The organism is Acinetobacter sp. YH12145 (genome assembly GCF_013418335.1).
Classification (GTDB): Bacteria; Pseudomonadota; Gammaproteobacteria; order Pseudomonadales; family Moraxellaceae; genus Acinetobacter; species Acinetobacter amyesii.
This window is the reverse complement of sequence record NZ_VPCE01000004.1, coordinates 22,705-45,048: the sequence shown is the minus strand read 5'-3', so window position 1 is coordinate 45,048 and position 22,344 is coordinate 22,705. Positions and strand designations below refer to the sequence as shown.

Sequence of the window (22,344 nt, the reverse complement as noted above, 5' to 3'; positions counted from 1 at the left end):
TGGCATTTCCGGACAAGAGGTACGGTGACTCGATTCTCAGGTCTTATTTTATGGCTTATTCAGCACCATCTGGAACAAAGACATAACCTACGCCCCAAACGGTTTGAATATAGCGCGCACGTGCCGGGTTTTCTTCAACCAAACGACGCAGGCGAGAAACTTGAACGTCAATTGAACGCTCCATAGCACCCCATTCACGACCACGAGCAAGATTCATTAACTTGTCGCGTGTCAGTGGTTCACGAGGGTGTTGAACTAATGCTTTGAGTACGGCAAATTCACCCGTGGTTAATGTGACGACTTGACCTTCACGGGTTAATGTACGAGTAGACAGGTCGAGTGACCACGGACCAAAAGACACCACTTCCATTTGTTGGCTTGGTGCGCCCGGAACTTCACGCACTTGGCGACGTAGGACCGCACGAATACGAGCTAATAGCTCATTCGGGTTAAATGGTTTTGGTAAATAGTCATCTGCACCGGCTTCAAGTCCTGCAATACGGTCTGAATCGCTACCACGAGCGGTCAGCATAATGATTGGGGTATCGATGCTAGATTGGCGCAGACGGCGACAAATACTCAAGCCATCTTCAACAGGTAACATAAAGTCGAGCACAATCAGGGAAAAGAGTTCCCGCTGCAACAGACGATCCATCTGAGTCGCATCATGTGCGGTTTTGACCACAAAACCTTTATCTTCTAGGAAGCGTTGTAAGAGGGTGCGTAGACGCACATCATCATCGACAACCAGAATGCGTTCGACTCGGTCGGTTTCGGCTTGTACGGCATCTGTTTTTTCAGCAGGTACAACTAAACTCATGACGTGCTCCTTATTCTTTATTGTCATCGTAAACAAAAAGTCGATTTCACTTGAGTATACGATTCATTTATATAAATTTACTATGCTCTAAAGCAACAAATATTGCAGTTAAAATCAAGACATAGATACCAAATGTATACATGTTGTTCGAATCAGTTTGCTTGTCTAAGTCTCGCTAATTTGCTGTTTCATAGTCAGTTTCGTAAAAAAATGTGTATTTGAGATGAATTGGCATTAAAAACCACGAATAAATTTATAAAAACAATTGTGGATTTTATGGTCTTGGTCTTTATAATCATGGCTTTTAGAACTTATCCTTGCAGGGATCTAATACGATGACTGACTTAGTTCAGCAGTTGGCAAAAGAAATTGCCGTACGTCCAAATCAAATTGAAGCTGCCATCAAGCTCATTGATGAAGGTGCCAGTGTTCCATTTATCGCACGTTACCGTAAAGAAGTGACGCAAGGTCTGGACGATACTCAATTACGTCAGCTCGATACACGTCTGACTTACCTGCGTGATTTATTTGAGCGCCGTGAAAAGGTAATCGAATCTCTAAAAGAACAAAACAAGTTATCTGATGACTTACTTGCTCGCGTGAATGCAGCAGAAACGAAAAATGCTTTAGAAGAGATTTACGCGCCGTACCGTCCAAAACGTACAAGTAAATCATTTAAAGCCAAAGAAGCGGGTTTAGGCCCAATCGCTGAAAAAATCTTTAATGAAGCGATCGATCCTACGGAAGCTTTGGCAGGCTTTAGCCATGAAGATTATGCAGATGTTGAAAGTCAACTTGATGCGATTCAACACATTTTAATTGATGAATGGGCGCAAAATATTCCATTAACCACTGAACTCAAAGCAACATTTGCAAAAACAGCAATGTTAAAAAGTTTAGTGGCAAGTGATGAGAAAAAGGAAGTCGGTAAAAAATTCCGTGATTACTTCGATTTTTCTGAAAGCTTAAATAAAGTGCCGTCACATCGTTTATTGGCGATGCTACGTGGCCGTCAAGAAAATGTCTTAGGCTTAAAAGTCGATGGTGAAGATGATGCACCATTGGCACGTATTGAAACTGAATATAATATAGAAACAGCTCAGCCACAAGCGCGTGCAGATTTCTTAAAACAAACAGCAAAACTGTTCTGGTTGGGCAAAGTACGTCCTGCTATTGAGCATTCATTATTGACTGAAAAACGTTTGGCTGCCGAAGCTGAAGCGATGGATGTATTTGCTGAAAACCTACGTCATTTATTACTTTCTGCACCAGCAGGCGCGCGTACCACTCTGGGTGTTGACCCTGGTATCCGTACGGGTGTGAAATTGGCTGTTGTCAATGCATCAGGTGATGTTCTTGCACACAGCACTATTTACCCATTTGCTCCGAAAGAAGACAAAGCTGGTTCAGTTGCTGAACTTGCGCGCCTTTGCCGCGAATTCAATGTTGAATTAATTGCGATTGGTAATGGTACTGCAAGCCGTGAAACTGAAGCGGTTGTGGCTGAAATGATGGCTGCGAATACGGATTTGAATTTGATTCGTGTGTCTGTCTCTGAAGCGGGTGCATCTGTTTATTCAGCATCTGAATTGGCATCTCAAGAATTGCCAGAGCTAGATGTATCTATTCGCGGTGCAGTGTCGATTGCTCGTCGTTTACAAGATCCATTGGCGGAGCTTGTGAAAATTGATCCGAAATCGATTGGTGTAGGTCAATACCAACATGACGTGAACCAAACCGGTTTAGCAAAAACACTAGAAGCAGTAGTTGAAGACTGCGTGAACTCAGTAGGTGTCGATGTCAACACAGCATCATCTGCAATTTTGGGTTATATCGCGGGTTTGAATAAATCAATTGCACAGCAAATTGTGGATTACCGTAAAGAAAATGGTCGTTTTGACAACCGCCAAAGTTTGAAAAAAGTTCCTCGTTTAGGCGAGCGGACCTTTGAACAAGCAGCAGGCTTCTTGCGTATTCAAGATGGGTCTGAGCCACTTGATGCTTCTGCTGTTCACCCTGAATCTTATGGTTTAGTAGAAAAAATTGTGGCAGCGAAAGCAACCACAGTCAAAGATATTATTGGTAATACTGAAATTATTCGCCAAGTAAACGCCGAAGAATTTGTGAATGACCAATTTGGTCTACCGACAATTCAAGACGTTTTATCTGAACTTGAAAAACCAGGCCGTGACCCACGTCCAGAGTTCCGCACGGCTAAATTCCGTGAAGACATCACAGAAGTGGCGCAGTTGACTGAAGGTTTACAGCTTGAAGGTGTGGTTACGAATGTGACTAACTTCGGTGCATTCGTGGATGTGGGTGTACACCAAGACGGTTTAGTGCATATTTCTGAACTTGCAAATGAATTTATTGCAGATCCGCACAAAGTCGTGAAACCAGGTCAAATTGTTCAAGTTCGTGTCTTGAATGTCGATGTTGAACGTAACCGTGTCAACTTGTCTATGCGTGCTGAAGGCGCTGTTGCGGCAAAACCACAACGTCAACCACGTCGTGACAATGCACAGCAAGAGCAACGCGGTGAGCGTAAGCCACATGCGAAACGTCCACAGCAGTCTCGTCCTCAAGGCGACCGCCCACAAGGTCATAAAAAACCTCAAGCAGCGAAACCACAAGAAAATAAAATTGGTGGTTTAGGTGCGTTGTTATTACAAGCAGGGATTAAAGGTTCGAAGTAATCTTGAACTGTTAAAAAAAACCTCCCATTTGGGAGGTTTTTTTATTTTCTTTTACGGCCTATCAAAGATAAATGAGCTGAATCTTAAACTTCGCAATAAAGTGTAAAAATCACACAAATCACGTATCAAAACACACTATAGAATCGTTCGATTGTCAGACAATATAAGTCACGCCATAAAGTGGTCACAAACTTTAGGCTTTACATACTCACATCTAATTATTTGATATTTATTATAAACGGTAAAATGATGACATCTAAAATTGAACGACATCGATTTCATATTCACGACTTTTTATCTGGAACAGTGGTATTTCTCGTGGCTTTACCACTATGTCTAGGCATTGCATTGGCTTCTGGCGCACCGATTCTCTCTGGCATTATTGCTGGCATTGTCGGTGGTATTTTAGTTGGGGTACTGAGTGGCTCACATATCAGTGTTGCAGGCCCAGCAGCAGGTTTAACAGCAGTCATTTTGGTACAGCTTGAGCTACTCGGCGGCAACTATGCCGCCTTTTTATTGTGTATTGTTTTTGCCGGTATTTTACAGATTGGATTTGGCATATTTCGGCTCGGTTTCTTTGCCAACTTTATTCCGAACAATGTCATATTGGGTTTGTTGGCAGCTATCGGGCTGATCTTGATTGGGAGTCAAATACCTTATTTGTTTGGCTTGAACCAATTTTCATGGTCTGTGCTGTGGCAGTCACAGCCGCTCGATTTGCAATGGGATATCGGTGCCGTTCTGATCGGTATAGGTAGCATTGTCTTGATGTTACTTTGGGAGAGGAGTCCATGCAAAAACTGGGTTCTGCCTTCAGCCTTGGTTGCTGTAGTCCTCGCTGCACTATGTAATGCCATGTTGGTGCTTAGTGGCTCGTCTTTTGCAGTTCATCCATCAAATCTCATCCAACTTCCTAACCTTTGGGATCAGCCACAAAATGTGATGATCTTTCCGGATTGGACCGCTTTAAATAATCCTCTGATTTATACGGGCGCTATCACTTTGGCGGTTGTGGCGTCATTAGAAACTCTATTGAATTTAGAAGCAGCAGATAAATTGGATCCGCATAAGCGCTCTTCACCCCCCAACCGAGAGTTATGGGCGCAAGGCATCGGCAATGTCGTTTCGGGTGCTATAGGCGGGATGCCGCTAACGTCAGTAATTGTTCGTAGTTCTGTCAATGCTAGTGCTGGAGCTAAAAGTAAATGTTCTGCCATCTTTCATGGCGTATTGCTCTTGTTTGCCGTACTGTGTTTAGTGCCTTTGATGAACATGATTCCGCTTTCAGTATTAGCCGCAATTTTAATCCTCACTGGGTTTAAACTGACACATCCCAAATTGTTTAAACAGCTGTATTTAAAAGGTTGGAAACAATTTATTCCTTTTATCATTACCTTACTGGCGATTTTATTCACAGACTTATTGGTCGGGATCTTGATTGGTTTAGCCAGTAGTGCGGCCTTTATTTTATACGCCAATTTTAATAAGGGACTGAAGGTGTATAAAGAGCATCATTTACATGGGGTGATTACACGGATTGAATTGCCTTCACAAGTCAGTTTTCTCAACCGTTCGGCATTAATCTCGGCATTGGAACATATCCATCGCGGCGAACAAGTGGTGATTGATGCCACACATGTGAGTGATATGGATGCTGATATTTTCCAACTCATTCAAGAGTACCAACAGGAAAAGGCAGCACAGCGTAAAGTGCAAGTACAGTTGATTGGTTTCAAGGCACATTATGCCGATGCGCAGGAGGCGGCATTAGATATTGATATCAGTACCGCAGCTTTACAGCAACGTTTGACCCCAGAGGCCGTGCTCGCTTTGCTTAAAGCAGGCAATGAGCGGTTTGTACAAAATGAGCGTTTGCAACGAGATATCTATCGTCAACTGCGGGTGACCGCTGAAGAAGGGCAGCATCCGATTGCGGCAGTGTTAGGTTGTATGGATTCTCGTGCGCCGACTGAAATGATCTTTGATGTTGGAATTGGTGATTTATTTAGTTTACGTATAGCGGGGAATGTCGCGGGGCAAAAAGTTTTGGGTTCATTAGAATTTGCCTGCGAAGCCAAAGGCGCCAAAGTGATCGTGGTGCTTGGTCATACGGACTGTGGTGCGGTTAGCAGTGCTTGTCAGTTGCATTTAGCTGGTCAATCGATTCAGAGCCTGACGCGTATGCCACATATTCAATATGTGCTGGGGCCACTCAATGAGTCTGTATCGCGTGTTGCCGAATTGATGCAACCACAAACGCTGAGTCCGGCATTTTTAGAGCAAGTGACGCAAATGAATGTGCATTACAACATCCGCTATATTTTGCAAAATAGTGAAGTGCTACAGCAGTTGGTGCAAGAAGGTAAAGTGGCGATTGTTGGTGCAGTGTATGATGTAAAAACTGGACGGGTTAATTTCTTCGGATAAATAAAATCCGATGACATAAAAAGGATCATCATGAACACATGATGATCCTTTTTATTGAACTAAAATACATTAGCGAATCATCGGTACAATCCAACTGGTAATGATCAGCAAAATACCGAAATGTCCCAATTTACGGGTGACATATACCAATTTTGACGGCTTTTGTTCCAATTGTTTCGCATAGTCTTCGATGCTAATGCCTTGTTTTGCATTACTGGTAAATAAAAACACCGCCAAATCGATACAAATTAAAATGGTACCGACATCTGCTACCACTTCCATTAAATCGTATTGGCCGCTGATCAAGGCGGTTGACACTTGATAAACAAGGAAAAGTGCAAAAGCGATGCAGGCATACTGCAAAACAGTTAAAAATATCCGCATAAATCTATACTAAATAAGCTCAAAATTCTGAAACAGGATTATAGCGTCCCTCGCAAGAGATTACTGTAACGCTTAGAGTGCTTGCATGACTGCTGGGAAATGTTGGTTTTCAACCAACTCCAAAAACTCATCGCCCATACGCTGACTTTCAGCCACACATTGATTCCACATTTTAATGCGTTGTTGGTTGTCTAAGCCTTTGAGGGTAAAGTCTTTACGATCAGGCAGTCGGCCAAGCGGCAAGCTTGCAAGGTATTCTTGTGAAGGTGACAGCAACAGGGTACGCGCCTGATTTTCAGGATTGGCTTGGCGTTTAAATAATTTATCAAACCAACCTGGGGTGATGCTATCCGTGAAATGCGGATACAGCACGATGCCCTGACTTTGGAAGGGTAGGTCAATATGATAGTCAATCAGGCCGCCATCGCGGTAACTGCCTTGTGGCGCATCAGGGATATCACGGATCGCGGCCATAACACCAGGAATAGATGCAGATGCCATAAGCCACGGCATAACACTGTCTTGAGTCAATGCATGATAATGCGTGGTAAAGCCATCATCTGCCACGGTAAATTGATGACCTGACACAGGCTGACTAATCACACGCTGCATGAAATAACGACTGTGTTTACGTGCAAGCGCTGTCGTGCCCACGATCCCTGCGACAGAGGCTAACAGCGGCAGGGCTTTATCACTTTGGAAAATATGCTGAGCTTTGACTGAAAGCACAGTGAGGTGATAATCAGGATGATTAACCAGTGCCGCTTCTTGACCTTGAATCAAATCGATCAGCATGCCACGACACACATCGCTGACTTCTTGACGACTCATCTTTTTATGAAAGCTCAGATTGGTATACAGCTCAGAGAGGCGTTTCGTGCCTTCGATAGCTCCCCAAGCAGCAATACTGGCAAAGCGCCAACTGCCAATCGATGAACCAATTAAAGTACGCTTTTGTTGCGCACGTGGCAAAAAGTCAGCAAAAATCGCCTGATCTAAACCTTGAATACCAATGCCTTTCGGGCCACCAGCAGCACCGGGCAGGATATCCACTTGAGCAGCGTTTAAACCCTCTTGCTCAATCAGTTGGCGGGCTAAATGGCCAGCACGGATATTGAGCGCAGGCGGTTTTTTTTGCAAAATTTGAGTCATGGCAGTCGCTTAAAATACAGTCATAGAATTATTCTAGTGCGTTTTTGCAGAGACCCAATGGCTGAAACTTACGACAAATGACTTCTCAGTCATATCAGGGCACCGCTCACGAATGCTGTAATAATTGTTCATTATGCCGATGCAATTGAAACAAACTGAGGCAGACAATTGCCCATGTCGCCATTGGGAAGACCGCCCACGTAAAAAAGTTAATGATAAAAATCACGGTCCCAACAAATAACCAATAATTTAACCCGGCCATCAGTTTTTGCTGTGGCAAACAAAGCTGGAATAAACAGGGAAGTGCATTAAAGATAATGATCCACTAAAATGCAGCGCTATGTTGCATCCGATACAGGGTGGTGTTGGCTGTCGGTTGCCAGTTTAGAAAAGGCATGTGCATATTTAATTGAACCAACACATCGAGCAGGGTCGAAAAACTATATAGCAAGGCCGCTGCACAAGCTCTGAGTGGATTTCGACCATACAGTACCCCTAAATAACTGTATGACATGGCGTTCAGCCTTATTTAATTTTTTGTTTTTATAGCTTTAAGCCCTTTATTGTCAAAGGGCTTAAAGGAGCTATGGATACAACATATTTTTTAAATACAAAGATTATTTAAACACACGCCAAATGGCAAGTAAGCTTGAAAGTGCAATTAATACGATGGAAACGTACCATGGCGCAATTATCGCTATGGATAGGAAGATGGCCATAACACTGCCAAAGACCCAACTACGCTTTTGCTGATGTTCCATTTGCAAGCGCATGCTTTGCAGTTCATTCAGTTGTTTGGCATGCCAAGCCGACTGATTTTTTAAGCCATTCAGACTGTCGATCATCAGCGTTGGTAAATCTTGCGCACCTAAAAGTAAGTCTGGAATTTTTTGTCCGAGTTCTTTTAAGTTTTTCTGAGGATTCATTTGCGCTTTAATCCAATCGGTGAGGATTGGTTTTGCCAAACTCCAAATATCCAATTCAGGATAGAGATCAGTTCCTAAACCTTCGACATGGACCAAGGTTTTGAGCAGCAACATCAGTTGTGGCGGAATCTCTAAATGGAAACGACGCGCAATATCCATCACTTGAATCAGAATGCCGGCGAAGTCCAATTCATGCATTGGTTTAGAGACCATTGGGCCAACTGTGCGACGCATTTCACGTGCTAAGGCATCTTGATCTGTACCCGGTGGAATCCAACCCGCTTGATGCACGATTTGAATCAGCTGCATAAAGTCGCTGTTCATAACCGCAAGTAGCATGCGTGCTACGGTCATTTGGTCGTGCTTTGAAAGCTCACCCATAATCGCGCAGTCCAAGGCAATAAAGCGTGGATTGCTAGGATTGATGGTTTCGACGAAGACATTCCCCGGATGCATGTCTGCATGGAAGAAGTTATCGCGGAACACTTGGGTAAAGAAAATGGTGAGCCCTTTTTCGGCTAAATCTTTACGATCCATACCTAAACGGTCAAAAGTCACAATATCTGAAATCGGTACACCCGTAATACGTTCTTCGACCATGACATCACGGCTATCCATATAGACTTCAGGCACGTACATCATGCTTGAACCGGTGAAGTAATGACGCATACGACGGGTGTTATCCGCTTCTAAAGTCAAATCCAATTCATTGAGAATAATTTGACGGTAGTCCTGAATAATTTCAGATAAATGCAGGGCACGAGCGGCTTCTAGACGTTTTTCAAGGAACTGACCAAGCCACTCTAATATTTCAAAATCTTCCAGAATTTGATTGCGAATATTTGGGCGAGTCACTTTTACCACGACTTCGCGACCATCATGCAGGGCTGCAGTATGCACTTGTGCAATAGATGCTGCGGCTAAAGGCTGCTCGTCAAAGCGTGCAAATAAGGTATTCACATCCGCTTTTAGTGATTCCTGAATACGCATTTTGGCAACGTCATTCGAAAAAGGTTTTACACGGTCTTGTAGTAGTACCAATTGCTGTAAAACTTCAGGTGGAATCAAGTCACGACGGGTAGACAGTAATTGCCCCATTTTAATGGCCAGCGGGCCCATCTCTTCCATGGCTTCTTTGAGCTTGAGCGGATTTTTACGCTCGCGGCTTGACCATGCCGCAGGGTGCATGCGAATGAGAGAAAGAATATGACGGGCTTTTTCCGGTAATTCTTCCGCAGGAAACAACGTGTCGAGTCTATAGTGCGCAGCGATGCGCCAAAGGTCGAGTAAACGTGAAACGTGCGGAATCATATGTGCAATTACCTAGTCTTAAGTGTTGTCTTGTAATGAGTCAATTTGGCTATGCAGTTGCTGAATTTTTGCTTCTGCACGGTCCAGATTTTGATTCAAAATTCGTGTGTCTTGATTCAGGTCATCCATCTGCCAACGTGGGGCAAACAAGCCGGAATCTTCTTTTAACGCGTCTTCAGCAAAGAACAAATGGCTTTGTAAAGTACGTTTGAGATATTTGGGTGCAAGTTGCAACTTACCAATTTCATGCGCAAGGCTTGGACCTATCCAAGGGCTTAAATGCGAAGCTAAATCGGGCTCAGCTTGCTGCATAATGCGTTGGATATCCTGCAATAAATGATAATCACCTTGCAATGGGATATTGCCGACATCTTCAGCCAACAGCAGTTTCAGGAGCTCGACGACCGTTTTGACATGCAAGGTCGCCGTTGCTTCGGTCGTACTTGACTGCTGCTCGTAAGGGCGTTGCTCAAAGATGGATGCGGTTTCAGAGTGTCCTGTTGGCGTCGGTTCTAAGCGAACTTTCTGATTGTCAAAAAACACATCCACCGACAACTGTGGTGAGTCGATCACCACACGAAGCATTTTGCCTTGCAATTCATTCAGTTGGATGCGAGTAATAGTATCCAGATCAATGAAATGATGAATTAAGCGTTCAACTGCACCAAGTGCGAGAATCGACCACATAGTTCAGCCTGCAGTATTAAAGTTTGAAACCACGATGTACGGCTACGATACCACCCGTTAAGTTGTGATAATCACAGTTTTGGAAGCCTGCATTTTCCATCATACCTTTAAGAGTACGTTGGTCTGGGTGCATACGAATTGATTCTGCAAGGTATTTATAACTTTCAGAGTCATTTGCTACGATTTTGCCCATAATTGGTAATGCAGTGAATGAGTATAAGTCATACAGTTTTGAGAATGGTTCAAATACCGGTTTAGAGAATTCTAAAATCAGTAAACGACCACCTGGCTTAAGAACGCGGTACATTGCAGCAAGAGCAGCATCTTTGTCAGTCACGTTACGTAGACCAAATGAAATGGTTAATAGGTCAAAACTGTTGTCTGCAAAAGGTTCTAAAGTTTCAGCATTGGCCAAAACGAAATCGACATTGGTACAACCAGCATCAATTAGGCGGTCACGACCGACATTGAGCATCGATTCGTTAATGTCTGAAAGCACCACATGACCTGTCGGACCAACTTCACGACTGAACACTTTAGCAAGGTCACCTGTACCGCCTGCAATATCCAGTACGTGCTGACCGCGACGAACACCTGACATGTTAATGGCAAAACGTTTCCATAGACGGTGAATACCAAATGACATTAAATCATTCATGATGTCGTATTTCGCAGCCACTGAGTGGAAAACTTCCGCGACTTTTTGCGCTTTGTCTTCGCTGCTCACGGTCTGATAACCAAAGTGTGTGGTTGGCCCAACATTACCTGTGTTCGCGCCACGTGGCAGATTATATTTGGGTACTGAACCTGTCACAGGTGTGTCGGTCAGACGTTGTTCTAAAGATTGTTGCTGACCTTGCGCTGTCCCTTGTGGTAAAGGTTCAGTTAAGAATGGACTCGCTTTGTCTGTATTTTGTGCCGACTCAGGTGTAGGGACAGGCGTTTGATTCTCGTTAGACATTAGAGTCACTCCTAACTTATAAATAGGGTTAATGTTACTTTGTAAGCATGATGACAGATTCTCTGTTGTTATACAGCAGTCATTTGCATTTGTTGTGAATAATATACAGAAAAAATAAGGGGCTGCTGTAATTGCTTTGCAAAACCCCTATAAAAAAGCTGAATTCAGCTTTGAGCGCCCTGTTTGTTTTATATCAAATGTGGGCTGAATGGGGATGATAATTTTGTTAGGCCGCAGGCTGAAACGGGTTCGGGTCTCCAGCATGTACACGGTCAATGATTTGACGTTCTACAGTGGTAAATTCGCGGACAAATTTTTCTGCTGACTTAAGTGGTTTCATTGCGAGAAAGCCATCTTGCATAAAGTCATACATCACTTCGAAGTTATATTTTATTGCTGCACCTTTGCACATCTTAAAGGCGGTATAGACCATAAATGAGCGCATATATTTATCTAAATTACGACCTAAATCGTCCAATAGTTGCAGCTGTAACATACGGTCCTTGCCCTGATCAAGCTTAAGATAAGTCTGGCGCATCATTTCATCGGTTAGGGGCAGATTGGATGGATAATCTTCTAATAATTGCATGGCCACTTGTTCATCAAGCTGTACGGCTAAAATGGCAAGTTGTACGCCCGAAGTACCAGTCTTTATAGCATTGTCTGGAATCAATTTTTCAGCTTTGTGTGCATAGCGCGTGAGACGAGCAATTTGTGCTGCTAATGCATCAAAATCAGGACCGCCATATAAACGATTAATAAAATATTCAGACATCAGCACATTGTGTTTTTCAGCAAATTGTACGGCATGCGTGCGTTGCATACGCTGTTTTTGCCACTGCTGGACATCTTGTAAACGCTGTAAAATTTCTGGCTTTTTGTGGTAGTTCAACTGGTAATACAGTTCAAGTAAATCATCTAATACTGCAAGTTTGGACATTGAGTGTCTCAATTATTTTTTAGATGTTTGAATCTTAGTGGGTGTTGGAGCTTAGGGCTATGACAAAGTGACGAAATTACAGGTCAATCTGAGTCAGTTTGTTGCAGAAACGGTCATATTTTGCATTTCAGCATATACATGAAAGCATTGTTGTGTGATGAATGGCATGGTTATACTCAAAACAGAATAAAACCAAGGGTCCGCCATGAGCTTAAAAGAAACAGAATTTCAATTGATGGATGAAGAACAACTCTCGGTTGAGCTGATTGAAGCGCAGTATCAACTGAAAAATACCAGCCGTCAGCCCAATGCCAAAAGCATGTTGATTTTAGTGAGTGGAATCGAGCTTGCGGGTAAGGGAGAGGCTGTCAAACAGCTCCGCGAATGGGTCGATCCACGCTACTTAAGGGTGAAAGCGGATGCCCCGATCATGTTTAATCAAAAACAAACGTTTTGGCAGTCTTATGCACGGTTTATTCCTGCCGAAGGGCAAATCATGGTGATGTTTGGAAACTGGTACAGTGATTTGCTCAGTACCGCCATGCATGTGTCGAAGCCTTTGGATGAAACCTTATTTGATGAATATGTTGAGAACATGCGGGCCTATGAACAAGACCTAAAAAATAATCATGTCGATGTGATTAAGGTCTGGTTCGATTTATCTTGGAAATCTTTACAAAAACGTTTGGATGAAATGGACCCGAGTGAAGCGCGTTGGCATAAATTGCATGGTTTAGATTGGCGCAATAAAAAACAATATGACAACTTGCAACGTTTACGTCAGCGTTTTAGTCATGACTGGATCATTATCGACTGTGAAGATGAGCAAGTCCGTGATCAGCAATTTGCACAGTATATTTTACGCACTTTAAAACATTGTCCAACACATGAAACTAAAGCGGTAGGGCGTTGGAAACAAGCCAAAACACCACAGGCTTTATTGGAGCCAAGTACAGCCGTCGCTGATGAAGCCGATTATAAAAAAGAATTAAAAAAATTAAGCCGTAAGGTGGCTGAAGCTTTACGTTTTGATTCACGCAACGTGGTGATCGTGTTTGAAGGGATGGATGCCGCAGGGAAAGGCGGAGCAATTAAACGTATTGTTAAAAAGTTAGACCCACGCGAATATGAAATTCATACTATAGCAGCACCTGAAAAATATGAACTACGCCGTCCTTACTTATGGCGCTTTTGGAATAAAATTGTCCCTGAAGAGAAAATCACGATTTTTGATCGCAGTTGGTATGGTCGTGTTTTGGTTGAGCGGATTGAAGGATTTGCTAATACCGTTGAATGGCAGAGGGCATACGATGAAATTAATCGCTTTGAAAAGGACCTATATAACAGTCAAACGGTTGTCATCAAGTTCTGGTTAGCCATTGGAAAGGATGAGCAAGCAGCAAGGTTTAAAGCTCGAGAAGAAACCGCGCATAAGCGTTTTAAAATTACTCCAGATGACTGGCGGAATCGTGACCGTTGGGATGACTATCTCAAAGCTGCTGCAGATATGTTGCAACGCACGAATACAGAATATGCGCCGTGGCATGTGATTGCGACCAATGATAAGCATAGTGCTCGTTTACAAGTGCTAAAAACGATTTTAGCGCAGTTGAAAGCAGATTGATTTTATGAAAAAAGCCACGCAATTCGTGGCTTTTTTCTTCATTTTCAAAACTCGCTCATTTTCAGATTTACTTCATCTTTAGATCTATGGTTTAAATCGCTTTGATTCTTAAATCTTGTTGATGCGCTATACATCGTTTCGTTAACCATTGTTAGGTGTTGGGACAGGTTGGTTCGGAAATTTCTGTTGAATACGCTTTGCCAATTGGTAGCTTTCTTCTACATGGGTTTCAGCGACTTTTTTCATCACAATATAACCCAAACTGGCTGCCACCAATTGTCCACCTAATGGAATAAATTTAGTGACTTGTTTGGTAATATATTTTGCTGCAATGTTATTTAGCGATTTTTTCATCGCGGTTCGTGCAACCACTAAACCAGAAAATTCGACACCACGTTTACGCAGTTCTGTCCAATGAATTTGTTTGGTTTTCGGATCATACACACTAATTTGATCTGGCGCTAAACCAAAACGCGCATTAATTTCTGGAATGAGCTGTGACAAAATTCCGACGTCAATCACCACATCCAAAAATGGCACAGGAATAATAGCTGCACCTGCTGAAAAATAAGCACGTTTTTTGACGAGCTCTAAGCATTCAGCGCGAATAATGTCCAGATTTAAGTTAGGGTCGATGGAATCAGGAATGTTATCAATTTTCATAAGCAAATACCCTTAATACTGGATTGGTTTTTTTCTCATAAAGTATCATTAAGATACTTGTTTAAAAGCATTTTTTGCAATCTATTCTCTTGTCAAAGTCGCATAGACAGCCCAAGATGTATAGTAAATAATCATTGTTGTTTTGTAGTAGTTGGTCACTCAGGCTGTAAAGGTAATCCATGGCAATACATGTAATTCAGAGTCAAAGAATCGAAGTTTTGGTGGATTGTCTAATCAAAAAATTGAAATCAAATCAGTCGACTAATGCATTATCTGTCTTGCAAGAACGGCATATCGTGGTACCCGATCAAGCCATTGCAGCATGGTTAGAAAAACAAGTTGCTGAAAAAATCAGTATTAGTGCCAATATTAAGCATCATCGTAAAATTTTAGGGTTGCAGTGGAAAGCCTACGATTGGGCCTTGCCGAACAAACAAGACCGTGAGCGAATTAAAGGTATCAACATGCCGCCATTGATTATGCAATGGCGTATTTATAATGCTTTAGCCGGGTTTATTGCGGCAGACAAGTTTGATGCTGCTCAGATTCCGACAGACGTGCAGCCCTTAGTTCAGCGTATTTTTGACAACACAGCACAACTCTCAGATCGAAAAATACGTGAGCAAAAGCGCCAAGAAATGTTGTACTGGATCGCTGCTCAAGTCACCCGGCTTTTTACCAACTACATGGCCTTTCGTGGCAGTTGTATTCATACCCCAGATGAAGGTGTTGAGCAATGGATTTGTCCACATTGCGATACCGACTGGCTAAAAGCGTGGAGTCATAACCAGCCATTAAATATTATGCAACTCACAGGTCTGAAACCTGAACAAGCTGATGAATATTTACCGACGCAGGCTCGACAACTAGAGCAGTGGCAGCGTTGGCTGTGGCATCAAGTATTCAAAAAAGATTTTAATGACCGTCAGGAAATAGACAATAAATTTTGGTTTGCTTTGGCGCATGCTGAGCAAAATCGGCAGCAGCAGTTTGATTTGGATGCTGAGGATGATGAACGCGATGATGATGAGCGTCATCAAACCTATAACGGTTTACCTGAACAGATTTTCGTCTTTACTACCTTAGAACTACCACCTGCACAACTCAAATTTTTATATCGTTTGGCGGCGTATACCGAAGTACATTTGTTGTATTTCAATCCATCGCGTGAGTATTGGGCAGACATGGTCGATCCTGTTTGGAAAGATCGTTATAACCTAAAATTGCAACAGCGTTATATTGAACGAAATCCTAATGTCAGCACAGCGCAAATTCAGGCCTATCTGAGTACGACCAATGCGGAATTTCGTGAATCTCAGCATTCATTACTGACGCGTTTAGGCAAACGTGCGCGGGATAACTTTGCATTATTGGTGAATATGTCTGGTGGCGAAGGCTGGGAAGATATTTTTCCAGATACTGAGCCGACAACGCTGCTCGCTCAAATTCAATATGACATCATGACTTTAGAAGAGCCCGAACAGCATCAATATGCACTCGCGGGTTCAGATGAATCGATTCAATTTCATGTCTGTCATTCTAGCCTGCGTCAATTAGAGGTTTTACGTGAGCAGTTGGTACATTGGTTGGCCGAGGGCACGGAACAGGAGCCACGCCATCCGAGTGATATCTTGGTCTTGGTGCCAAATTTAAAAGAGCTTGAACCGCATATTCGGACGGTCTTTTCGACGACTCGTGGCATGGGACGCAGTGCGGTGGATTTACCTTATATCCCAGTAAAAATTGCAGGGGTGGTCAGCCAAGATATTCAAAATGCATGGCAAGCTTTCGTTGGACGCATTGAAATTAGCCAAGGTCGTTTTACCGCAGAAGATTTTCATGATTGGCTGAATTTGAATGCGGTGCAAGAACTGTATCAGCTCGACCATGTGCAAATGGAACGTATGATGGAACTGCTGATTCAAGCTGGTTTCCGTCGTGGTTTAGACGAACAGCACATGTTGGCTTATTTGTCCGAGCAAGACCGAGATTATCGTTATACCTTTAAATTTGCATTAGACCGTTTAGCTTTAGGAATTGCGATACCACAACATGCCGTATTTGAGGACACCTTAAGTTTTGCAGGGGTGTCGAGTAGTGATTTTGAGTTGGTTCAAACTTTAATTCAGATCTACCGAGATATCAGTGCGCGTCGAGATTGGCTCAATCCGAATCTCAGCACACAGACTGTCAAAGTGTGGTTGCAACAATTAGATGCAGATTTAAAGCCTTTTGTGGAAGCCAGTGGTCGAGCATTTGAAACCATACGCGGTGTGATGCGTGCAATGACACAACGATTGAAAAATGCCCAAAGTGAAAAAGTTGAGTCGCTACCAAATAGCTTTAATTTACCACTATCTTTATTGCTCAAAGAGATACAACAAGGCATCGATGGTTCTGTCGATCAGATCGAACCAACTGGTTCAGTGACCTTTGCAGACATGGGTAAAATCCGTCAAGTCCCATTTTCACTGGTGGTGTTGTTGAACATGGATAGTGGAAAATTCCCACGTCGTGATCAGAAAGTACCTTTTGATTTAATGGATGTGTTTAAGCCAGTATTGGGTGATCGCTCACGTTTGGAAGATGATAAAGGTGCATTTTTAGATGCCTTGTTATTTGCCCGAAAGTCCTTATGGATTTTCTATAATGGCTTTGATGTCAATGGAGGTGAAAGTCGTGAACCATCATCTGTCATTTATGAGTTTAGCCAATTCCTTGCTCGAATGATTCAACCCCAGCAGTTAGATCAGCCACATGATGCCATGTTGGATTTGGATGGGTTACGAATTCCAGAGCAACTCGAACCGCTCTATCATATTTATCCTTTGCAGCCATTTGACCCGACAGGATTTCAGCAGTCGAAAAACGTACGATATAAAGATCAATGGTTTGCTGTGGCGGAACATATTTTAAATCAGTCTGGACAACGCCAACCCTGGATTAACCTTGATTATCCAGTGCATGATGCACAAGAAGTAAGGGTGTTAGATGGTCAGGAATGGATTAAAGATGTGGTATTCCCAGCTCGGGTATATTTGAAAACGCTTGGTGTGGCCAGTGTGTATACCGGTGATCAGTTACCACAGAAAGAGCCTTTATTACTTGACCGTTTACAGCAATACCATGTCCGTGACTTGTTGCAAAAGCATTATGTGCAGCCTGCATCTCGTGTCAATCAAGCTGAGGATCAGAACACTACGACTCCAACTGAACCAGATATAGCATTATTCCAAGATGTACTGCCTGTAGGACATAGCCAAATAGCAACGTGGAAGCTTAGTTTGCAAGAGCAGACACAATTGTTAGCACGTTTAGATGGACGTTGTGTAACTGCGACCACTTTACAAAACTTACAGCTTGAACCGCATTTGATACTGAGCATCACCGTGCCTGAAGACCGTCAGAGTATGCATTGGTTAAGCTGTATGGCATCTGGGGCAAAGCCTAAACGTCAGACGCAAACGTGGCTCGAATATCTACTGTGGTTGAGCTATTTAGACTTAGGTGATGAGGGGGCTGCATATCGTCGGGAAGTGATTTGTAATGATAAAAGCATAGTCTGTTGTGGTTTAAGCTCTGCACAAGCCAAGCTACAGCTCAGTGAATGGCTGGCGATGTGGAAACATGCGCAAAAACGTCCTGTGGTGCTGCCTGCTGCTTTAATTCGCCAAGAAAAATGCACTTGGGTGGAAAATGAAACAGGCCAACTCATGCCTGATAATTTTGCAAAGCTTCAAGAGGAATGGCTGAAAAATCATAGTTTTGGTGGAGTGGATTTGGAGTCGAATGAAGCCAATAGCCACCATCGTGATTGGAGCTTTATTTTACAGCAACAAGCGGCAGATGAACTTCTGGCATTGTCCTGTCGTTATTATGCAGAACGTTTATATCATGTGATGGATACCGAGGCGGATGACGGCCTAAAAAAACTCAATGTCATCAAGCCTGAGGTGAAAAAATGAATATGCCACAGCAAACGATGAATATTTCCACCAACCCGATTGCAGACATGAGCTTTACAGGACTCCATTGGATAGAGGCTTCTGCGGGTACAGGGAAAACCTATACGCTTTCCAGTCTGATGGTGCGGATTTTTCTCGATCGTTATATGCCGAATCAGGTCATTGCCACTACCTTTACACGTAAGGCTACAGCGGAACTCAAAGCGCGGGTTCGACTGCGGATTGAAGAAACCCGTGACTTTATTTATAGCCTGTTAGCGGCACCTCAAGATGAGTTGGCCGAACTTCAGCAGAGTTTGAGTGACCCTTTGTATCAGCAGGTGTTGAAAGATCATGGGCATCATTTAGATTATGCCTACAATCGGCTGAACGTGGTCTTACAACAATATGAAGAACTCTTTGTCGGAACTTTAGACAGCTTTAGTCAAAAGTTATTACGTGAATTTGCCTTTGAAAGTGGTCGTATTGAACAGGTGCAAATCAGTGAAGATGAAGATCTACATATTGAACGTATTATTCATGATTTATTAAGAGATTGGATCCAGCAGCAGCCTGCGCATTTGATTGAATATTTGCTGTTGAATCATCAGTTGAAAGGCCCTGAATACTATCTGGGCGTGGTAAAGGAAAGTCTAAACTTCCCATCGGTGGATTTACGTGTCCCTGAATTACCCGAAAATGCTTTGGCACATTTTGAGGCGATGTGTCATCAGCTTGCGCAAATGCTGCCTGCTGCTCGTGTAGAACTTGCAGCGTGTTTTGATGCCGCAAGTCATTATAAGAACCTTGTCGACGCTCGGCGTTTTAATAAAGGGGCATTCTTTTTCACCTTTAACACACGCATTCCCGAGTTTTTACAGCACTTTGAAGATTCGGGTAGCCAAGGGGTATTGACTCAGTCCGACGTGTTACAACCGACAATGAAAGCCATTCGTTCATTGTTTTATGATCCGAATAAAACTGAATTCAAGCCACGTGTATTTAAAGACAAAGTCGTTGAAGAGCAGCCAGATGTCTCAAAAGAATTTTATCAACATGCTTTTGTGCAACAACTCCGAGCGGTGCTCAATGCTTATGAACATATCAATCAAGCAGAACAATTTCTAAACTTTTATTTGGCACAGGAAGTCAAAAAGCGTTTACCTCAAGTGTTGTCCCACGCTGGCGAAACCACCTTTTCACAACAAATTAGGACCTTATCGGAAGCCTTACAGCAAAGCTCAGCAGCAGGGAAAGACAGTTTTGCCGCTCATGTTTTGGCAAGATATCCACTGATTTTAGTCGATGAATTTCAAGACACCAACCAAGATCAAGATGACATGCTATCCAGTATTTGGCGGGTCAAGGAGCGCTTACATCAGGGTTGTATGATTATGGTCGGCGACCCCAAACAGGCGATTTATGGGTTTCGTGGCGGTGACATGCTGACCTATCGTAAAGCGCGTCATGATATTCAAACTAAGGGTGGACGTTGTTATACCTTGAACAAAAACCATCGTTCAGTCAAAAATTTGGTTGAAGTGGTGGATGCCTTGTTTCATCGGCAAATGGATTTTGGTGAACATGTTGAATACACCCCAATTCAAGCAGGGGAGCGCGAGCATCCTCCGTTGATTGATCATGATCAAGTCAATCCACAACCGCTGCGTTGGTTGGCTTTGGATGAAACGCTAAATGAAGCTGAACAAGTAGCTTGGCAGATTCAGTCATTACTCAACCAAGCTCAGCAAGGACATTTATATTTTCAAGACAACAATATCCAGCGAGCACTGACAGCAAACGATATTGCGGTCTTAGGGCAAAACCATTTCGACTTAGAGCAAGTGCAACAATGTTTATTGCAACTGGGTGTTCCTTGTTATAAAGCATCACGGGACAGCGTCTATAAAAGTTCCGTCGCACAAGACGTTGCCGCTTTGCTGACCGCAATTTTAAATCCTTATCAAGAAGCCAAGGTGAAACGTGCGCTGCTGAGCCGTTTATTGGGTTTTGATCTGAAACAACTGGTCGCACTCGAACAGCAGGCAGATGGACTGAGCGAAATTATCGAAAAACTCGAACAGATCCGACAAATTTGGAATGAGCAAGGATTCCGCAGCGCGTGGAATAGCTGCATGACGGTCTTTCAGGTGTGGACGCGTTTGGTGGCTGGGCAAAGTCGAGATAATGAACGCACAGTGGTGAATTTACGCCATATCGCAGAATTATTAAGTCAGCAAAGTGAACATTACACAGGTGCACATAAGCTTTATCAATGGTTTATTCGCCAAATCAATTTAGGCATCAATAATGAAAGCACCCAAGAGCGAAAATTGACTGGGCAATTGGGGGTGCAATTGATGACGATCCATGCATCCAAAGGCTTAGAGTTTGGTTGTGTATTTTTATTGGGAGCAAATGCCGGCTTAAGTGAAAAAGGCAATTTGAATTTTTCCCTTAAAGACAATCAGCAAAAAAGCCTTGGGTTAGAACGTGTGATTGCTGTGAAGTCTTCGGACTTACCTGAAGATGATATTCAACAAAATGATGCGCGCAATGAAGCAGAGCATCATCGCTTGTGGTACGTGGCATTGACCCGTGCCAGTTATCGTGTTTATGCGGTGCTACGTCATCATGAGGTCGAAAAGAAACAAGTGGCAGAAGCGCGTTCAGGACTGACTTTTTGGCGTGGAAGCGCACCTGATCTGTTCCAACATGCAGAAAGTGTGGATGCCGATGTCCTGCGTGCAGCACCACCGATTTTGACCCAGACTCAGGTTGAAGCTGTTGTATTAGAGGCGGAAGAGATTCCTAACAGCCATTTTTATCCACGGGAAACCACCAGTTTTACCGCGCTCACGCGCACGGCGCATAAGGCGCACATACAACGTGACCAATTGGCGGCGGCAATGACCGAGCCAGAAGACAGGGCTGCCGATGAAGTTGAACAAATTGAAATCATTGAAGCAGAAACTGCAGAGAAAATTAGTTGGATTAAACGGCACTTTCCAAAGGGAACCAAGCCCGGAAGTTTCTTGCACAAGTTGATGGAAAAAGTTCGATTTAGCACCCCAGAAGATAAGTTGGCCAAAGCCATCGCATCGCGTTTTCATAGTGATGTTGAGTTTGATTCGCCGCAAATATTGCAAAATTTGATTAAACAGTTTGGGCAAACGGCTAACCCTGAACAAGATGAAGCTGAACTGATTGAAGAAATGCAGGAATGGTACAGTCAAATCATTCATACACCGTTGCATGATGGTTTTAGCCTGCATCAGTTAAACGATGGTGAATACCGTTCAGAAATGGACTTTCATTTAAGTATGGCGGATCGTGCATTGGCAATACGTAAAATACGCATGCTATTTGAAAGCCTAAATGAGCCAGATTTACAGATACAAGATTTGAATGATGTGTTTACGGCACGCTATCTGACGGGGTCGATTGACTTGGTATATTTTGATGGTCAGCGTTATCACATTGCCGATTATAAAAGTAATTTCTTAGGCGATCAGACCGCACATTACAATCATACCTATATTCGAGAAAGTATGAGTCACTCTAGTTACTGGTTGCAGGCGGCTTTATATTTGGTGGCCCTACATCGTTATTTGAAAGCCGTGATGAAAGACTATGACATGAAGCAGCATTTGGGTGGGGCGAGTTATTTGTATCTTCGCGGTATGGATGGACAGTCCGATCGTGGGGTATATCACTGGAAGCCGGCGGATACATTCATTCAAAACCTCGATGCAATATTGAGCGAAAAGGTTGTGGCTAAAACGTGAATAAGCACGAAAAAGATA

General features: G+C 43.1%; 14 protein-coding genes. 5 read left to right on the top strand and 9 right to left on the bottom strand.

Annotation, left to right across the window (positions count from 1 at the left end):
* Nucleotides 1–55: 55 nt before the first annotated feature.
* Nucleotides 56–820, bottom strand: a complete 765-nt coding sequence (ompR, locus tag FTU80_RS04580; RefSeq protein WP_078189809.1) for a two-component system response regulator OmpR — start codon at nt 818–820, stop codon at nt 56–58.
* Nucleotides 821–1,155: 335 nt separating this feature from the next.
* Here ompR and FTU80_RS04575 point away from each other — a divergent pair, with 335 nt between their 5' ends.
* Together FTU80_RS04575 and FTU80_RS04570 are read left to right on the top strand one after the other, a co-directional pair.
* Nucleotides 1,156–3,516 carry a Tex family protein gene (locus FTU80_RS04575; RefSeq protein ID WP_180084368.1) on the top strand — a complete coding sequence of 787 codons (2,361 nt, stop codon included), beginning with the start codon at nt 1,156–1,158 and terminating at the stop codon, nt 3,514–3,516.
* Between the two features lie 249 nt (nt 3,517–3,765).
* Complete coding sequence (locus FTU80_RS04570; protein ID WP_180084490.1) at nt 3,766–5,946, top strand: SulP family inorganic anion transporter; 2,181 nt, start codon at nt 3,766–3,768, stop codon at nt 5,944–5,946.
* A gap of 69 nt (nt 5,947–6,015) precedes the next feature.
* Here FTU80_RS04570 and FTU80_RS04565 read toward each other — a convergent pair whose 3' ends face one another.
* The 7 genes from FTU80_RS04565 to FTU80_RS04535 all read right to left on the bottom strand — a co-directional run bounded on the left by FTU80_RS04565 (nt 6,016) and on the right by FTU80_RS04535 (nt 12,307).
* Nucleotides 6,016–6,330, bottom strand: a complete 315-nt coding sequence (locus tag FTU80_RS04565; protein WP_078189807.1) for a hypothetical protein — start codon at nt 6,328–6,330, stop codon at nt 6,016–6,018.
* 72 nt (nt 6,331–6,402) lie between these two features.
* Entirely contained in the window at nt 6,403–7,482 is a 1,080-nt protein-coding gene (locus FTU80_RS04560; protein ID WP_180084367.1) for a patatin-like phospholipase family protein, read from the bottom strand.
* A 325-nt stretch (nt 7,483–7,807) separates the two neighbouring features.
* On the bottom strand, nt 7,808–7,996 hold the full coding sequence (locus tag FTU80_RS04555; RefSeq protein ID WP_180084366.1) for a hypothetical protein: 189 nt from the start codon (nt 7,994–7,996) through the stop codon (nt 7,808–7,810).
* Between the two features lie 103 nt (nt 7,997–8,099).
* Nucleotides 8,100–9,719 carry an AarF/ABC1/UbiB kinase family protein gene (locus tag FTU80_RS04550; protein WP_180084365.1) on the bottom strand — a complete coding sequence of 540 codons (1,620 nt, stop codon included), beginning with the start codon at nt 9,717–9,719 and terminating at the stop codon, nt 8,100–8,102.
* Between the two features lie 18 nt (nt 9,720–9,737).
* Nucleotides 9,738–10,406: an SCP2 domain-containing protein gene (locus FTU80_RS04545; RefSeq protein ID WP_180084364.1), complete on the bottom strand. Its 669-nt coding sequence runs from the start codon at nt 10,404–10,406 to the stop codon at nt 9,738–9,740.
* A gap of 16 nt (nt 10,407–10,422) precedes the next feature.
* The gene (gene ubiE / locus FTU80_RS04540; RefSeq protein ID WP_078192823.1) at nt 10,423–11,367 is read right to left on the bottom strand and encodes a bifunctional demethylmenaquinone methyltransferase/2-methoxy-6-polyprenyl-1,4-benzoquinol methylase UbiE; all 945 of its coding nucleotides are present in this window, start codon (nt 11,365–11,367) and stop codon (nt 10,423–10,425) included.
* A gap of 226 nt (nt 11,368–11,593) precedes the next feature.
* On the bottom strand, nt 11,594–12,307 hold the full coding sequence (locus tag FTU80_RS04535; protein ID WP_078192822.1) for a hypothetical protein: 714 nt from the start codon (nt 12,305–12,307) through the stop codon (nt 11,594–11,596).
* Nucleotides 12,308–12,512: 205 nt separating this feature from the next.
* On the opposite strand from FTU80_RS04535, the gene FTU80_RS04530 reads away from it, so the two are divergent.
* The gene (locus FTU80_RS04530; protein ID WP_180084363.1) at nt 12,513–13,931 is read left to right on the top strand and encodes a phosphate--AMP phosphotransferase; all 1,419 of its coding nucleotides are present in this window, start codon (nt 12,513–12,515) and stop codon (nt 13,929–13,931) included.
* A 141-nt stretch (nt 13,932–14,072) separates the two neighbouring features.
* Here FTU80_RS04530 and FTU80_RS04525 read toward each other — a convergent pair whose 3' ends face one another.
* Nucleotides 14,073–14,594 (bottom strand): hypothetical protein, encoded by a 522-nt coding sequence (locus FTU80_RS04525; RefSeq protein ID WP_180024754.1) that lies wholly within the window; start codon nt 14,592–14,594, stop codon nt 14,073–14,075.
* A 179-nt stretch (nt 14,595–14,773) separates the two neighbouring features.
* On the opposite strand from FTU80_RS04525, the gene FTU80_RS04520 reads away from it, so the two are divergent.
* A complete protein-coding gene (locus FTU80_RS04520) occupies nt 14,774–18,559 on the top strand; it encodes an exodeoxyribonuclease V subunit gamma (protein WP_180084362.1) in 3,786 nt (1,261 codons plus the stop codon).
* Nucleotides 18,556–22,326, top strand: coding sequence for a UvrD-helicase domain-containing protein (locus FTU80_RS04515; RefSeq protein ID WP_257221432.1), 3,771 nt, complete (start codon nt 18,556–18,558; stop codon nt 22,324–22,326). Before FTU80_RS04520 ends, FTU80_RS04515 begins: the two co-directional genes overlap by 4 nt.
* Nucleotides 22,327–22,344 lie beyond the last annotated feature (18 nt).

What these genes read in the sequence shown, in the direction of transcription:
- ompR (WP_078189809.1), bottom strand. Translation starts at nt 820, where the DNA reads ATGAGTTTAGTTGTACCTGCTGAAAAAACAGATGCCGTACAAGCCGAA.
- FTU80_RS04560 (WP_180084367.1), bottom strand. Translation starts at nt 7,482, where the DNA reads ATGACTCAAATTTTGCAAAAAAAACCGCCTGCGCTCAATATCCGTGCT.
- FTU80_RS04545 (WP_180084364.1), bottom strand. Translation starts at nt 10,406, where the DNA reads ATGTGGTCGATTCTCGCACTTGGTGCAGTTGAACGCTTAATTCATCAT.
- FTU80_RS04570 (WP_180084490.1), top strand. Translation starts at nt 3,766, where the DNA reads ATGACATCTAAAATTGAACGACATCGATTTCATATTCACGACTTTTTA.
- FTU80_RS04515 (WP_257221432.1), top strand. Translation starts at nt 18,556, where the DNA reads ATGAATATGCCACAGCAAACGATGAATATTTCCACCAACCCGATTGCA.
- FTU80_RS04525 (WP_180024754.1), bottom strand. Translation starts at nt 14,594, where the DNA reads ATGAAAATTGATAACATTCCTGATTCCATCGACCCTAACTTAAATCTG.
- FTU80_RS04530 (WP_180084363.1), top strand. Translation starts at nt 12,513, where the DNA reads ATGAGCTTAAAAGAAACAGAATTTCAATTGATGGATGAAGAACAACTC.
- FTU80_RS04520 (WP_180084362.1), top strand. Translation starts at nt 14,774, where the DNA reads ATGGCAATACATGTAATTCAGAGTCAAAGAATCGAAGTTTTGGTGGAT.
- FTU80_RS04565 (WP_078189807.1), bottom strand. Translation starts at nt 6,330, where the DNA reads ATGCGGATATTTTTAACTGTTTTGCAGTATGCCTGCATCGCTTTTGCA.
- FTU80_RS04575 (WP_180084368.1), top strand. Translation starts at nt 1,156, where the DNA reads ATGACTGACTTAGTTCAGCAGTTGGCAAAAGAAATTGCCGTACGTCCA.
- FTU80_RS04535 (WP_078192822.1), bottom strand. Translation starts at nt 12,307, where the DNA reads ATGTCCAAACTTGCAGTATTAGATGATTTACTTGAACTGTATTACCAG.
- FTU80_RS04550 (WP_180084365.1), bottom strand. Translation starts at nt 9,719, where the DNA reads ATGATTCCGCACGTTTCACGTTTACTCGACCTTTGGCGCATCGCTGCG.
- ubiE (WP_078192823.1), bottom strand. Translation starts at nt 11,367, where the DNA reads ATGTCTAACGAGAATCAAACGCCTGTCCCTACACCTGAGTCGGCACAA.
- FTU80_RS04555 (WP_180084366.1), bottom strand. Translation starts at nt 7,996, where the DNA reads ATGTCATACAGTTATTTAGGGGTACTGTATGGTCGAAATCCACTCAGA.